Source organism: Chryseobacterium sp. GM_Chr_2, from assembly GCF_026540445.1.
Taxonomy (GTDB): domain Bacteria; phylum Bacteroidota; class Bacteroidia; order Flavobacteriales; family Weeksellaceae; genus Chryseobacterium.
This window is the reverse complement of sequence record NZ_JALNUD010000002.1, coordinates 287,723-303,796: the sequence shown is the minus strand read 5'-3', so window position 1 is coordinate 303,796 and position 16,074 is coordinate 287,723. Positions and strand designations below refer to the sequence as shown.

At 33.3% G+C, this 16,074-nt stretch carries 11 protein-coding genes and 1 tRNA gene; 2 read left to right on the top strand and 10 right to left on the bottom strand.

Features of this window, described 5'->3' with window-relative positions; all coding sequences use genetic code 11:
• Positions 1-16: 16 nt before the first annotated feature.
• The 3 genes from OXQ85_RS04730 to OXQ85_RS04720 are packed head-to-tail and all read right to left on the bottom strand — an operon-like array spanning position 17 to position 3,002.
• The gene (locus OXQ85_RS04730) at positions 17-853 is read right to left on the bottom strand and encodes a phytoene/squalene synthase family protein (protein ID WP_267402659.1); all 837 of its coding nucleotides are present in this window, start codon (positions 851-853) and stop codon (positions 17-19) included.
• A gap of 6 nt (positions 854-859) precedes the next feature.
• Positions 860-2,329: a phytoene desaturase family protein gene (gene crtI / locus OXQ85_RS04725; RefSeq protein ID WP_267402658.1), complete on the bottom strand. Its 1,470-nt coding sequence runs from the start codon at positions 2,327-2,329 to the stop codon at positions 860-862.
• A gap of 1 nt (position 2,330) precedes the next feature.
• The gene (locus OXQ85_RS04720) at positions 2,331-3,002 is read right to left on the bottom strand and encodes a MarR family transcriptional regulator (protein WP_267402657.1); all 672 of its coding nucleotides are present in this window, start codon (positions 3,000-3,002) and stop codon (positions 2,331-2,333) included.
• Positions 3,003-3,202: 200 nt separating this feature from the next.
• On the opposite strand from OXQ85_RS04720, the gene OXQ85_RS04715 reads away from it, so the two are divergent.
• Positions 3,203-3,553, top strand: a complete 351-nt coding sequence (locus OXQ85_RS04715; protein ID WP_267402656.1) for a PA2169 family four-helix-bundle protein — start codon at positions 3,203-3,205, stop codon at positions 3,551-3,553.
• A 1,133-nt stretch (positions 3,554-4,686) separates the two neighbouring features.
• Here OXQ85_RS04715 and OXQ85_RS04710 read toward each other — a convergent pair.
• Both OXQ85_RS04710 and OXQ85_RS04705 read right to left on the bottom strand, forming a co-directional pair.
• A complete protein-coding gene (locus tag OXQ85_RS04710) occupies positions 4,687-7,068 on the bottom strand; it encodes a DUF5686 family protein (RefSeq protein WP_267402655.1) in 2,382 nt (793 codons plus the stop codon).
• 220 nt (positions 7,069-7,288) lie between these two features.
• Complete coding sequence (locus OXQ85_RS04705) at positions 7,289-8,602, bottom strand: sorbosone dehydrogenase family protein (RefSeq protein WP_267402654.1); 1,314 nt, start codon at positions 8,600-8,602, stop codon at positions 7,289-7,291.
• Between the two features lie 207 nt (positions 8,603-8,809).
• On the opposite strand from OXQ85_RS04705, the gene OXQ85_RS04700 reads away from it, so the two are divergent.
• Positions 8,810-9,169 carry a response regulator gene (locus OXQ85_RS04700; RefSeq protein WP_267402653.1) on the top strand — a complete coding sequence of 120 codons (360 nt, stop codon included), beginning with the start codon at positions 8,810-8,812 and terminating at the stop codon, positions 9,167-9,169.
• Positions 9,170-9,535: 366 nt separating this feature from the next.
• Here OXQ85_RS04700 and ligD read toward each other — a convergent pair whose 3' ends face one another.
• From ligD to OXQ85_RS04675, 5 genes are all read right to left on the bottom strand, one after another.
• Positions 9,536-11,395 carry a DNA ligase D gene (gene ligD / locus OXQ85_RS04695; RefSeq protein ID WP_267402652.1) on the bottom strand — a complete coding sequence of 620 codons (1,860 nt, stop codon included), beginning with the start codon at positions 11,393-11,395 and terminating at the stop codon, positions 9,536-9,538.
• A 65-nt stretch (positions 11,396-11,460) separates the two neighbouring features.
• Positions 11,461-12,072: a DNA polymerase ligase N-terminal domain-containing protein gene (locus OXQ85_RS04690; RefSeq protein ID WP_267402651.1), complete on the bottom strand. Its 612-nt coding sequence runs from the start codon at positions 12,070-12,072 to the stop codon at positions 11,461-11,463.
• 69 nt (positions 12,073-12,141) lie between these two features.
• Positions 12,142-12,921 (bottom strand): Ku protein, encoded by a 780-nt coding sequence (locus OXQ85_RS04685; protein ID WP_267402650.1) that lies wholly within the window; start codon positions 12,919-12,921, stop codon positions 12,142-12,144.
• A 1,255-nt stretch (positions 12,922-14,176) separates the two neighbouring features.
• A tRNA-Arg gene (locus OXQ85_RS04680) sits at positions 14,177-14,248 on the bottom strand.
• 62 nt (positions 14,249-14,310) lie between these two features.
• Positions 14,311-16,074: a TonB-dependent receptor gene (locus tag OXQ85_RS04675; RefSeq protein WP_267402649.1), complete on the bottom strand. Its 1,764-nt coding sequence runs from the start codon at positions 16,072-16,074 to the stop codon at positions 14,311-14,313.

The window sequence follows — 16,074 nt, the reverse complement described above, 5'->3', positions numbered from 1 at the left end:
ACGTATTCATTTAAAATTACATGAAAGATGTTTTATACTCTAGATAGCTCGTCATCATTAGAGACATCTTAGTGCTATTTGAAATTCTTATCCTTTGATTTAATATTTTGGAAGCAGGACTTCGCTTAATTTTTTTAAACAATGAAACAAAGTATTTATAGGCAACATACACTCCGAATCTTGAGGATGTAGGGAGTTTCTTTATTCCTTCGAGTGCAATTAAAAATTCTGCTTCTATCTCTTTTTCTATAGAAGTCTTAACCTGATTATCAAAAATTTCCATATTAATACCAGGAAAATAGCTTCTTCCCAAGTGCTGATAATCATTCTTAATGTCTCTCAAAAAATTAATTTTTTGAAAAGCAGATCCCAATTTCATGGCAAACGGTTTTAATTCTTCAAACAATTTCCTGTCACCGTTTACAAAAACCTGCAAACACATTAATCCAACTACTTCAGCAGAACCCAGAATATATTTTTCATATAATTCTGAGTTGTATTCTATCTTTTCGAGATCCATTTCCATACTGCTTAAAAATTGATCAATTAGTGAATGATCAATATTAAAGCGTTTAACCGTTTCTTGGAAAGACTGCATGATGGGATTAAGAGATATGCCTTCATTAAGAGCGCAGTAAGTATCCTCTTTAAATTTTAATAGCAATTTAGTCTTATCATATTCATGAAAACTGTCGACAATTTCATCAGCCAGCCTTACATATCCGTATATTGCATAAATCGGATTTCGTAATGATTTGGATAATGCCATTATACCTAATGAGAAACTTGTGCTATATTGCCTTGTTGTTTCTTTACTTACCTTATAAGAAAGATTGTCAAATATTTTTTTCATTGTCAATTATTTTAATGTGGCTTCCAAAGCAGCTATCTTCCCTGAGATAAGAGCGGGAGGAACTCCCGGTCCGGGAACTGTAAGCTGACCTGTATAGAATAAATTGTTAATCTTCTTGTTTTTTAAAGAGGGTTTTAATACCGCAGTTTGTTTCAATGTATTGGCCAATCCATAGGCATTACCTTTATATGCATTGTAATCATTCTCAAAATCATTAACACAATAACTCCTTTTATACTCTATACAAGTCTTTAAATTATCCGTATGCGTATGTTTTTCCAATCGTGAGATCATTTCATCAAAATATTTTTCTCGGATAGCTTCAGAATCTTGTAATCCAGGAGCTAGTGGCATCAAGAAAAATAAATTCTCAGAACCTTCTGGGGCTACTGAATTATCTGTTTTTGAAGGACAACAGATATAAAACAAAGGAGCTGTAGGCCATTTTTTGCTTGTGTATATTTCTTCCGTATGAAGGTCAAGATCATGTTCAAAAAATAACGTATGGTGCTTTAGACTAGGTATTTTTCTGCTAAAGCCCACATAATAGATGAGACAGGATGGTGCAAATACTCTTTTCTCCCAGTAAGATTCATCATAATTTCTGAATTGTTTCTCTAAGAGCTGAGATTCTGTATGATGATAATCAGCGGAAGAAATAACAGTATCAAAATCTAAAAACTGATTATTGACCTCTAATGTTGAGACCTTGCCCTCAACAATATTAATTTTACTAACCGATGCATTACAATGAATTGTGGCTCCCTTTTCCTGAGCAATTCTTTTTATGGCTTCTATTATTTTGGAAAAACCTCCCATGGGATACCATGTTCCTAATTTATATCCTCCGTAATTCATTAAACTATAAAGTGCGGGAATATCTTTGGGTGCCGCTCCTAAAAATATCACGGGAAATTCCATGAGCATAATTAACCTAGGATCATTAAAATACTTTCTCACAAAACTCTTAAAATCAGTCAGCAAATCAAGTTTCAAAGCACTTTTCGCAATGGTAAAACTAAAAAATTCAAACCATGAATGGCAGGGTTTGTTAACAAAATTTTTCATTCCTATCTCATACTTGTAACGGGCATCTTTCATAAAAAGATCCAATTGCTCCCCTCCCCCTTTTTCAATTTCTTCAAAAAGGATTTTCATATCGTCATATTTATGAGGAATATTCATGACTGAGTCTGAAAAAACCATTTCAAACTGAGGATTCAATGACACTAATTCATAAAAATCAGAACTTTTATACCCAAAGTCAGAAAAAAAAGATTCTATAATATCCGGCATCCAGTACCAACTGGGTCCCATATCAAATGTATAACCATTATCAGTCTTGAAGTGTCTTGCCCTGCCTCCAATTTCAGAATTTTTCTCAAATACGTGTACATCATGTCCTTGTTTAGCAGCATAAGCCGCTGCAGAAAGACCTGAGAAACCCGAACCTATCACTGCAATTTTCTTTTTCATCCTAATTAGTTATAAATTGATATTCTCTACTAACAACATCAATGAGTTCATTACTGTTAATATGTCTTGAATATATGGGATAATGGAAGCGATCCAACTTGTTAAGAATATATATTAAATTCATCTTTTCTTCATATGTAAGATCACCAGCAACGATGTGAGTTGCCTCCCGGATTTTTTTCATATGAAATTCCAATGCACTCAAACCCTTTTCAGTAATCGAAACAATTTTATTTCTTCTATCGTCTTTAGAATCTGTAATGGTAATCCACGAATTTTTTAACAAACGAGAAATGATAACAGTACCCGCCGATTTGGTATGAATATTTTTTGTAATAAGATCCATTTTCGTCATTGAACCAAAAGACTTAAGATTAATTAAATAAATAAAATCATCCTGAGTCGTAAAATCTGAATTTGTTATTGCTGATTTAGAATAGGTTTTAGCATATTTATTAAGATGAACAATTAAAGTACTAATTGCACTTTCTGGACTTCTTCCATTCTCCTTCCCTTCCCAGTAAGGTTCCTCAACTTCTCTTTTCTCTGATTTCCAACTTTCATAAATCCACTTTTTGAAACCATCGCTATCAGCTGAATACTTATTGAATTCATTTTCATTTTCAAACTGTTCCAAAAGTTCTATAATCTCTTTTATTATGGAGTAATTCATAATACAAATATTTGGTATAATATTAAACTAAGTATGAAATAAATTAGTTCATTTTAAAACTAATATTACACTAATCCATTTATCATGCCAAAAAAAAAATAATTAAAATCTATTTTTTAACGAAAACAGGCACCTTTATTGTAAATTTCATAATACACTAATTAAAATTTTAATATGAAAACGAAAAAACAGTTTCGGTATTGAATGATTTACTGAACATTACAAACGACAGAATTGCAGGATTTTCAAAAGTAGAAGAAAAAGTTTGGGACACCCATTCGGGATTAAGAAGTGATTATGATAATATGGTATCTGAATCTCAAACAATGAAAAACGAGCTTGTAGGTCTTATCAATGAGAGAGGTGGACAGGCAGATAATACGACAAGTACTGCGGGTGCTTTTCATAGAGCTTGGATCGATGTAAAAAATGCAATGGCAATGGACAAAGATGAATCTACTTTGGAAAATGTTGCGTATGGAGAAAGTGCCGCAATAAAAGCTTATCAAGATGCTTTAGATAGTGGCGATCTTTGCCCTGAAAGTTCATGAGTTGTGAGTGATCAACTTCATCATTTGAAATCTTCTTTTGCTAAATTTGAATATTTGGAAGACAAAAAATAATAAAATCACTTCAAACAATATATTAATATTAGAGAGCAAAAGCTCTCTTTTATATTTTACACCTTTAAGTAGAATTTGAATTATTATATAGATTTTTTAGATTTGAAAGTTTCATAGTTATAGTTTTATAATTTTGCTGATAAGCATAGGGTTATAACATACAATAGTTTAGTACTGTAGTAATAGTTTAAAAAAAATATGATTAATCAGTGTATGTCTCTTGGTTTCTACGTATCAACTTGATAGATGAAGGCTAGAGTTAGCAAATGGCTTAGTTTATAAATTAGAGAATTAACAAATTATATTGATAACCTCGTGCGAGTTAAGTGAAAACATACAATTTATCAAATAAAACATTTTGTAATTTTATCAAAAAAAGTATCTATAACAATAAATCAAGAATCAATCACGCCGAATAAATTAAATTCGTAGTTTTTTATGGTTGCTAAGATGGTTAATTACTTATGTATGTGTTTATTCTCACAGCTATAAATCGGTAAAATTATGAAACTCTAGAAACAACAAATCCTCATTTTATGAGGATTTGTTAATGAAAAAATATTTGGTGATTTGATGGTCTTTTAAAAATATTCTCAGATTGCTCCGAGAATATAATCCCTTAGTTATGTCTATTTTTTTAATAGCCGCGTTTAGGTATTCAAAAGCAGTGCCAAAAATCAAATTATAATTTAATTTATCTATAATTATCACATTTTTTTAAATCACATTATCATGATATAATAATTAGAATTCCATTTATTTTAAATTTAGAAATTACTGTAAATCTAAATCAATAAGAGATGAGTGATAATGTCAATAATAATCCATTTTCTTTTTTCTCAGAACTTTCCAATTTCTTTAACATTTTTTTACTAGTGTTCAATATCCCAACATAATAGAGACCGTCTATATACTTTCAGTTTTTTTACATCAGCTTGTGATGATCTATTTTATCTCATATAAAAATCCGTCCATATTACATCATAATAAAGGCGCAATAACCTCAAGTCTTTTAGGCAAAAGCTGCTTAAAATTCATTTTGATTAATCTCAAATATTTTCTTAAAAGCCGAGAAGTTTCAGTTTAAACTGTATGGCAAAATTATTTTTAAAAGAGGGTGTATTATAATAGCCAAGACGATAGAAAAATCCGAGATTAAATTGAGAGGACAGAAAATTATTCCACTCCAAACCGACTTCATTGTATAGATGATTCAGCTTTTCAAATTGAAACTGATGATCCGCTGCGTTTTTCATGTTACCAATAATTCCACGGTAGATAAAGTCGAAGCTTGACACATTTTTACCGAAACTTTTAAAATACCACGGTATACGGTGCGTAATATACGTGCCAACAAATTTATCACTGAAATATCTACCCCCATCCATCGTGGCAAAACCAAGGTAGGAAGTCAGGTTAAAATTAAAACCTGCTTTACCATTGGCGAGGCCATTCATTGTAAAATTCTTCCAAACAGGAGCATCACCGAAAATAATTCCTCCATAAGCTCTGATTCCCGTGACCCCGATTTTTGTTTTAAAATTATGAGCAATTAAGGCATCAAATCTGCTGAACGTCATGTTCCCATTCATTATTTTAAGACCCTGTTCATAGTTAAAATAAAATTCTGGAAAACTCTGTTCAAACGTATATTTGCCGTTTGGAGTCATCATATTTTTAGAATTAGGAGAATATTTAAGGGTTATGAAGGCAGAAGTGAAATCGAAGCTATTTCCGAGATTTTTGTAGCTGTAGGTGAACTTTGATTCTTCGTTCGACTTTTGCGCAGCTACATTTAACGTTAACCCATTTGTTAAATCGTTTTCATAACTCACTTTGAAACTTTCAAATTGATAAAACACATTGTTGTTGATGGCAATTCCTGAATTCATAAGTTTCATTCTAAAATTCCATAGATTTTCTGAAAACCTTCCTGCAACCATGACATCATTTTCATATTCAAGACGAAAAAATGAATTCTTCTGAAGTGTTGTACGAACATCCACTCCAGCTCCGAATTTTACTCTCTTATCATATATTCCATATGCAAAATAAACATCCGGAGAAATATATTTATTGAAACGGTCGTTCAGTTTTACGCCTGCTCCTAGCCTGAAGTGTTCGTATTTGTTATAACCGACCACTTTAGACAGATCAAAATCAAAAACGCCCAATCTTAAATTACCTTTTAACAGTCCGATAAGTCCCTTTACTTTCTGATCTAATTTATACTTGTTGCTTAGACTGTCGATTTTATTATAGGCTAGTTCTTCACGGGTGCTCAGATCACTCGTCCGGTATTGGTCCATCAGGCTTCCGTCTGAATTTTTAACGGATAAAGTATATCCTTTAAAATCTTCTGCTTTAAATTCTACCGGGGTATGAATATTGAAATAATCTGCTGTTGCGTACGCATACGTCCCGAATTTTTTTGAGTCATTACGTTCTTTTTCTTTGTTTTCATTATTTTTTTCTGATCCGAGATTAAGATTTAATAATGTATTATTCACCTTCAGTTTATAATCTTCTTTCAATAAAAACCACTTTTTATTGACAGGAACCCAGACACTGGTAATAGCGCCCTCATTTTGCATTTTGCTATTGCTCTGTATTTTTTTTAGTCCATAGGTCTGTTTATCGACGTACAAATATCCTGAATATTTATTCTGGGGCCTACTGTTGTTATTTCCGACCTGTCTGAATCTGATGATGTAATTTTCTCTACTGTCAATTTCAATAGAATCGGTAAGGAAGAATCTGTATAAATTTCGGTTTTCTTCTTTAATTTCTTTGGGAATCTGATTTCGGTTAGACCGGAATGCAATTAATTCGTAGATGGGCTCTCTAAGTCCGGAAACCTTATTATCTAAAACATTAATTTTCTCTCCATATTTTTTAGAATAGTTAATCTGAGAGGCTCTCTCCCATAAAAACATTTTGCTCTGTCCGGCCAGACGTTCCAGGTTCAAAGACTCTATGGAATCTTTTTTTTCTTTTTTTCCAAAGTTTTTCTGCGGAAGGCTTTTTAAAGAATCCATCTTTTTGGCAACATATTCCTGGTAATTTACAATACTGTCCTGATCGAGATCCAACGATATTTTTTCGTAGGACATATAGGAATAGGAATCTAAACTTGAGGGCGAATTTTCCGGATAGTATTCGTTAACCTTTTTTAGAATCTCTAGGGCTCTGGGATCGCTTTTATCTGACAAAAAAACCGGTTCTATATTTTTTACGGTGGGATTACTTTTGTTAAGTGCTACTTCCATCACCTCATCTACCAACACATATTCTGAAATATACCCTGGTGCGCTAACCTCCACTTTTTTACAAGATGTGGTAAACATTAAATTTCCTGACTGATCACTATTTCCTATCAGCAGTTTATTACAACTTATACGAGCTTTTTGTACAGGCTTTTGGGTGTCTGCATCGCTAACCATAATTTTCGACTGTGAAAAAAACAGAGATGATAAAAAGCTTAATAAGCAGAGAAGATGATATTTATTCATATCGGTAGAGTAATTTGGGTTCTTATAAAAGAAATTATAGTTCTAAATTATGATTTACTAAAGTAAACCTTCAAATAATAAGGAAAACCGGCTGATCAATAATAGCCAAAGAAAAAACAACCTCACGGGGTTGTTTTCCTTTGGTGTATCTTTAATTGTAAGAGACCCGCCATACAATTCCTCCTACATCATCTGCTACAAGTAATGATCCATCTGAGGTCTGAAGCACTCCCACAGGTCTCCCGTATACTTCTCCTTTGGCCTCATTGGCGATAAATCCGCTGAGAAAAGGAGCATAAGATTTTGATGCTTTTCCGTTGGTAAAAGGCACAAACGCTACCTGATATCCCACCAACGAAGAGCGATTCCAAGATCCGTGCTGACCAATAAATGCACCGTTTCTGTATTTCTGAGGATATTGATTTGCGGTGTAAAAGGTAAGCCCCAAGGAGGCGGTATGGCTGCCCAATGAAACATCCGGAACGATTGTTTTTTTTACGAGATCAGGTTTTTCGCCCTTTCTTCGGGGATCTTCATGCTGTCCGAAATATGCGTAAGGCCATCCATAGAATGCATCTTTCTTCACAGAGGTTAAATAATCAGGGACTAATTCATCTCCCAGTTCATCTCTCTCATTAACCACCGTCCACAATTCTCCGGTTACCGGATTCCAGCTCATTCCTACAGGATTTCTGAGACCCGATGCATAAATTTTTTCCTGTGTTCCATCTGGATTAATCTCTAGTATATTGGCTCTTCTCACCTCATTTTCCATCCCGTTCTCCCCGACATTACTGCCGGATCCTACCGATATAAAAATCTTTGATAAATCTTTATTCGCAATCATATTTCTGGTCCAATGGTTATTGTATCCACCGGCCGGCAGATCAAAAATCTTTTTTCCTTTCCCTGTTATTTTCGTATCCCCAGATTTGTAAGGATAGACCCATACTCCATCTGTATTGGCAACATAAAAACGGTCTTTTACAATCAACATCCCGTAGGGTTGATTAAGATTGTCTAAAAAAACTGTGGATGACTCCGGTATACCATCTTTGTTACGATCTTTGTACAGAATAATTCTGTTGGCGGAGTCTCCTCCCACTTCAGCTTTACTTTTTCCGCTTATATCGTTTTTAACTTTTTCAGTTGCAGAACGCTCGGAATTAGACAAAACAACAAAGATATCTCCATTTTCTGCCTGTATCATATTTCTTGGGCTTTTTAGTCCCTCAGCAAATCGGGTAACAGTAAAGCCTGCCGGCGCTTTCGGACTTTTATTTGCTGCCCAGCCTATTACCTTACAAAATTTATTTTTAGCACCTTCTTCATCAGGTGCCGGAAGATTTAATGTATCTATCGATGTTAAAACTTTGCTACCTTTTTGTACATTACTGGCATCAAGTTTATTTTCCTTACATGAAAAAAAGGAAAGTATTGCTGCAACAAATAAAAAATTTCTCATAAATTATTGATTTAAATGTAGATTTTCATAATAAATAACAATAACCATTCCTTTAAATCATGTATTAAGGCATACCGTTAAAAATATTTCAAAATTTCTTAAGAGATATTACAAAAGATTTCTGAAGGCATAATCACTTTTGATATAAAAAATAAGCATAATACATTTTCTTGAGGAGATTGGCTCCGTTTTTGCGAGGACAAGAAAATGAAAACAATTTTTATAGTAGAAGATGAGACAGGCATTCGAGATGCATTGCAATTACTCCTGTCATTTGAAAATTATGATGTACGCTCATTCTCTGATGTTAAAACATTTAATTTAAGAGATAAATCAGCCATTCCTGATCTATTTATTCTTGATGTGAAACTTCCTGACGGTTTAGGAACTGACTTATGTAATAGTATTAAAAAAGACGATTCTACATCGCATATTCCAGTTATAATAATAAGTGCTCATGCGAAATCAGATTTGGTAAAAAAATCCTGTGATGCGGATGAATTTGTGGCGAAACCTTTCGACATCGATGATGTTATTAATAAAATTGAGAATTTAATAAATTCATAATATTTTGTCAATAAAGATACCTTACTAATCTTTTGATAATACATCAAACTGTAAGATACAATATAAAATTTCCCGGGTTTCTTTTTGAAAAAACTAATAATCATGTATTTAAGCTCTTATTTAAAATAAGATTTACTCGTCGAGACCGGTAAAAAAATTTTAATAAACAATACAGTAGTCAAATATTAAATCGATCTATAATTTGTAATAAAAAGTTATGGTCAATGGTATTTCAATGTTTACTATTAAAAGTTTAAACTTTCCATATGGAATGAAGTCAAATTTTTACATATAAGTAAAGTGTATTGTTTCTAATACTAAATTGATATAGTTGTAATCTAAATCTACAAAAGTTAAATATATCAATTATGATAATCTATTTATAACTTTTAACATATCAATTCCTTTTCCTAACACAGGTTTGAAAAGATCACCTTTCTCTTTCAGTCGTTCTAATGTATTATAGATATTGAAATCAGTGGGTTTAAGTCCTATTTTAATCTCAGTCCATTCCAAAGGCATAGATACTGGCGCACCGTTTTTCGGACGTAAACTATAGACACTCGCTAATGTCTGACCTCTTCTATTTTGTAAATAATCTAAATATATTTTATGCTTATCTCTTTTTTGAAGACTTCTTTCCAATGTTGTTAAATCAGGTAATTTTTTGTTAACCATCCGCATCAATAGATGTCCAAAATCTTTTACCTGTTCATAAGAATATTTAGCATTCATAGGAATGTAGATATGAATTCCTGAACTTCCGGAAGTTTTCGGATATCCTTCGATTCCGGCTAAATCCAAAACCTCTTTTACAGCTTGAGCAGTTTCTATTACATCTTCAAATGTATTTTTCTCAGAAGGATCAAGGTCAAGAACCAAATAGTCCGGATTGTCCGCTTTTTGGATTTTACTTGTCCAAATGTTCAATTCTATACAACCAAGATTATTGAGATAAGCCAGGGTTTCTTTATCATTACAGATAATATAATTAATATACTTATCCGAACTTTCAGAAAAAACTTTCTGTGTTTCTATCCACTCTGGTGTCTCTTCTGATGCATCTTTTTGGAAAAAACTCATTTCATTGATTCCATTGGGATAACGATTCATAGATTGTGGTCGATTTTTGAGATGGGGCAAAATATAATTTGAAATACTTTGGTAAAAATCTATCACATCACCCTTTGTAACATCATCATCAGGGAAATAGATTTTGTTCTGATTCGTGAGTTTCAATTCTTGTTTTCCAATTTTCTTTATCAAATCATCTTTTCCTGCTCTTCTTTTAGGTTCAGATTTTTTCATAATTTCCTTTTTTAATTGATCTTCAGAATTGAATTTTACATCTTTAGGTTCAATATCGTCACGAAGTCTCAAAAAAATCGGATGACGATAAATGTGGTCTTTTGTCAATTCTGTAAACTTGATTTCAGTAACTAATTCTGGTTCTATCCACGTTGCTTTGGTATTGGTTTTTGGTGTGATTTTGAAAACTGATTTTGATATGATAAAAGGCTGCATTTTATCATATATTTCAGAAAGCGACTGATTATTAAAACCGCCTCCCGTATGACCACAAAACACTATTTCGTCATCCAAGTATTTACCCAAAATCAATGCTCCGAATTTTTTTCTTGCGCCTTTTGGTTCGGTAAAGCCACAAATAATGGCTTCATCACTTTTATGGATTTTGATTTTGAGCCATTCTGAGCTTCTTATATTTTCTCTGTAAAGACTTTCGGTTTTCTTAGCGACAATTCCTTCTAATCCTAAATCTTTTGCGGCTTGGAAAAATTCTTTTCCGTTCTCAAGAATATGGTCACTGAATTTGATGACTTCATTTTCTATCAAAGCATCTTTCAATAATTCCTTTCGTTGGAGATAAGACAAACTTTCTGTCGAGTGCCCATTTAACCATAACAAGTCAAAAACCTGAAAAGTCAATGCCATATTAGGATTATCACCGATTTGTTGGAGCCATTGAAAATTAGGTTTTCCTTTATCGTCGTAAGCCACGATTTCACCGTCAAGAACCATATTGTGTTCCTGCATCTTAAGCAAATTCGTTACTTTCTTGAATTTCTGAGAAAAATCAATCCCGTTTCGGGAATATAATCGGATTTCGTCTTTACTCAAATCTGCAATGGCGCGATAACCATCCCATTTGATTTCGAATGCCCAGTCTTTATCATCAAAGGCTTTGTCGGAGACTTTGCAAAGCATTGGCTTAATGAATTCCGAAAGCTTTTTTGCTCCAGAAAGTGCCGGAGCATAGTTTTTAAAAGACTTTATTCCTTCGGATGAGTTATTTTTTTTTTACCGTCTTTCTCAGTTAGATAAGCGGTTACTTTTGAATTTTTAAGTGTATATTCTTCAGCGTTATAATCTTTATCCACAGCATATTTATCTTTATGCTTGATGAGCAGCCACGCATTATCCTCTTTAGGGTTTTTTATTTTCACCAATGCAAATTCGCCTTTAAGCTTTTTACCATGAAGAATAAATTTTAGTGATTGTTTATGAAGTTCGGCTCTCATTACCAAATCATCACTTTTATCTTTCACTTTTTCAATCGGCTCATAAGTTCCTTCATCCCAAATCTCCACTTCACCAGCTCCATAATTGCCCTTGGGAATAGATCCCTCAAAAGTTCTGTAAGCAAACGGATGGTCTTCTACCATCATCGCCAATCGTTTATCGGAGGGATTGAGCGAAGGACCTTTTGGAACTGCCCAACTTTTCAGAACTCCATCCATTTCCAAGCGAAAATCATAATGAAGCCTGGAAGCTGCATGTCTCTGAATAACAAATTTAAGTCTCTTACTACTTTCTTTTTCCTTTCCTTCCGGTTCAGATGTTTCTTTGAAATTCCGTTTTTTATTATAATCTTCGAGTGCCATAACTTATAGATGTTAATGAATGAATGATAATCGATATAAGCTTGCGACGCTGCATATTTTAACTTACAATTAGCCAACTTTTTTCTTTCCTTTCTCTAAACTCGCTTTCAGCATCGCCATCAGGTCAGTTGCTTTTCCTTCCGGCTCTTTTACTTCTGTTAATTTGATTTTTTTACCTTTTGCTTTTTGCTTAATGATCTTCAGAAGATCTGCATTGTAAGTATCTTTATATTGAGAAGGATCAAATTCAGAGGCCAGAGATTTAATCAGCTGTTCCGCCATTTTCAGTTCCGAAGGTTTTGGTGCACTTCCCGAAGGTATTTTTAGATCTTCGAAACTTCGCATTTCTTCCGGATAACGCATTCTATTGACCATTAAAATCTTATCTTCATACGGGCGAATTAAACAAAGGATTTCGCGTTCTCTCAAAACGAAGGAGCCCACACCTGCCATTTTCGTTTTCATTAAAGCCTTGAGTAATAATTTATAAGCCGCTTCACCATTTTTCTGCGGTTCGAGAAAGTAAGGGGTCTCAAAAAGCGCCGTATCAACTTCAGATTCTTTAACAAATTGATCAATAGAGAGAATTTTTGATTTCTCTGGGCTTGCAGAGGCAAAATCCTCGTCTTCTAAAATGATGTATTTATCTTCTATTTTATAGCCTTTGACAATATTTTCCCACACAACTTCTTTACCCGTTTTTTCATTCACTCGCTTAAATCGTATATTGCTTAGATCATTACTATCCAGCATATCTAAATCTAAAGTGCTTGAATCCGTTGCAGAATACAATTTTATAGGAATATTTACTAATCCAAAACCTATAGCTCCGTTCCAAATTGCGCGCATAATTGTGATTTTAAGTTATTGATGTAAAACTATCTTAATCAATTTCTACAATAACTATTCCACAGTTTTCTAGCCATTTGCCATTGGATTAAAATCATTTTGTTTTTTTTCGATAACACTTCGAGAAAGGATCGTTTTGTGAGATTATTTTGAACTGTGTTTTGCAATATGTGCTTCTCAAATTTTATCCATCTCAACAGCATCTTCAAAACTTCTTGTAGCTTCTTCTCCGTAATATTTTAATACAATTTAAAGTAAGCGAGTTTGCCCTTTGTAAGATATGGATGGTACCTTTAGGGAAGAAACCGTTTATGCCGTAGTCTTTTGGCTGGCAAAAGACTTAAAATGAATAAGATGGAAGGCGCAAAAATTAGTAGTACTTCTTTTTACAGGGCAATATAATCCGGTCTACATTGGTAAAATATATATTAAAGCATACAAAGACGAGGATGCCTGTATTGTTGAAGCCAATCATGAAAGTTTGATTCCAGAAAACCTATTTTATAAAGTGCAAAATGTTTTAAGCGGAAAAACTTTGGCTGAAAGACCTCAAGGTAAAATTATTGCAGCTAATGAATTCCACTAAGAGGATTTTTAAAATATCCACGATGTGGAGGACATATTTCAGGTAGCGGATCTAAAGGCAAGAAAAATGTTTATTATTACTATCACTCTAATGCTAAGTGCGGCTATAGGTATAGCTCAGACGAAGTTAATTCTGCCTTTGAAAAAGAATTAGTAAAATATGATTACCACGAAAGCATAAATACATTATTAAAAGAAATAATATTAAGCAATTTTAAATACATACAGGAAAATATTGATGGTAAGAAAAAGGAACTTTCCGAACAAATTGTTAATTTAACCAATAGGCTATCTAGCGCTAGAGAAAAGTATCTCGAAGATAGATTAGATTTTGAGGATTATCAGATTATTAAAAATGAAAGTAAGAAAAAAATTGATGAAATGGAACTTCAGAATCCAAGGCTATCACGTAAAAATATAGATATTAGAGCAAAGCTTGATCAAGTTCTAAACATTTTGCCAAAGCTGTCTCAATTGTACATTAAAGGTGATAATGAGACAAAAAATTCTATATTGTGTTCGATTTTGGCCGAAAAACTTGAATTTCAAGAAAATGCTTTTCGAACACTTAAATTGAATTCCGCACTTACTCAAATAATACTGATTCACAATCAGTTACAAAGTAAAAAAAAAGGAAAGAACACTTCTAAAAGTGCTCTTTCCCGCAGAGTGACCGCAGAAGGATTCGAACCCTCACTGTCGGAGCCGAAATCCGAAGTTCTATCCATTAAACTATGCAGCCGATTTTGGGCTTGAGTGTTGGAGAGTAATTTGGTTTAAAAAAAACTATCCCACACTCAAACGTTAAAACGTAATCTTCACACCTCCCAAAATCTGTGCACCAAGAACTTTATATCCTTTGTACGTCTGGTATTTTGAGCTTAAAAGATTATTTCCGATTGCGAAAATACTGAAATTTTTGTGAAATTTATACTCTGCCGAAAGGTTTACATCTGCATAGCCACCCACTTTGTCGTTGGTATTCTCTGTAGACTGGTAGAACACCGGCGCCGGAACTCCCTCAATAGCAAATGAATTAGTTGTTCTGTCGCTAGCAAAAATACCTTTGAAACCTAGTAATAATTTTTTATCTAACATCGTATATTTTGCTCCGATGCTTGCGTTTAACAATGGAACATTGTAGATATTTTCGTAATTTTTAAGATCATATTTCGTAAAACCAATCTCCCCATCGATGATTAAATTAGCTAGAGGGAAATATTGTAAATTTGCTTTAATGTTGCTTACATTTCCATCATCATAAACAGCAGAGAAGGTATTCGCATAGTCGTACGCAGAACGGTTTACAGCATCTCTTTTGAAAAGATCATTTCCTTTAAAGAACATCACATCACGCATTTTTGCATATCCTGCAGAAACATCATATTTAAACATTTCATCGATATCACCTCTTAAACCTACATAAAAATGATATTTCGTTTCCGTTGGCTTCAGATATTGGTCAGAAAGAATAAAAGGATTTTGCTGAAGCAATTCGCTGTACGTGTTTAGCTTTAAACCTCCGTCAATACCTCCGTAAAATTTAAATCCGTTATCCGCAGCAAACTGAAATTCTGCCTGAGGAAACCAATAGGTCTTATTATTCTTTAATTGTTCCGCTAAAATAAGGTTTGAATTTTTAGCATTCAGGAAAGAGAAAGAAGAACCTACCATTAAATAAGAATCACCCTTTCTGAACGTCACTTTAGGCGCTAAATTCATATTGAAAAAAGTCGCTGAGTTTTTATTTTCTAAAGCGAAATCTGTTTTTACACTTTCTAATCCAACTCCAAGATCAGCATTAAGATTAATTCCTGATTTACCAAGTTCTACCGCATGTTTAGAGAAATTAGCCAATACAGAAACCTGGTTTTCCTGTGCGTCAAAATGATCTTTCAAAAATGACGATTTAACTCGTACATCATTTAAAATTTCATTAGAATAAAAATCATAATAACCATTTGCTTTAAACTGATTTACTTTTTGCTTTAAATCTACATCAGCAGCCGGTTCTAAAGCATAAATACCATAATAGTTGTAATTATTTAAACCATATTCGGCATTTACATTAAATTTTCCTTTATCTCCGTAAGAGTTTAAGAACGCTCCAATAGTGGCATTGCTTTGTTTAGAATCCCACGCATATTCTTTTTTAAGACCTTGAGTCGAAAGGAAATGTACATCGGCACCTACTTCAATTTTATTTTGAAGCGTTTTTGAAATATTGGCATCACCTAAAATTTTGCCATAATTTCCCATCCCAAATTGTACGTAATTATTCTGCGCACTTCCTTCAAATTTCGGAGCCACATCTTCACCCTGAATGGTTGAGGTTTTGAAATCAGAAACCGCAGGAACATCTGTAATTGTATATTTTACAGGATTTTGAGATTTCTCTTCCGGTGGATAATTCTTAATCGTTTCCACGGAAGTTTTCTTTTTTTCGATCTTTTTTACTTCTGGTTCTCTCTTTTTATTAAGAATCAGTTTTTCTTCTTTGATCTGGGAAAACGCTACCGACGAAAACCCTAAAAATATAATGGATAATAATTGAATTCTTTTGTTCAT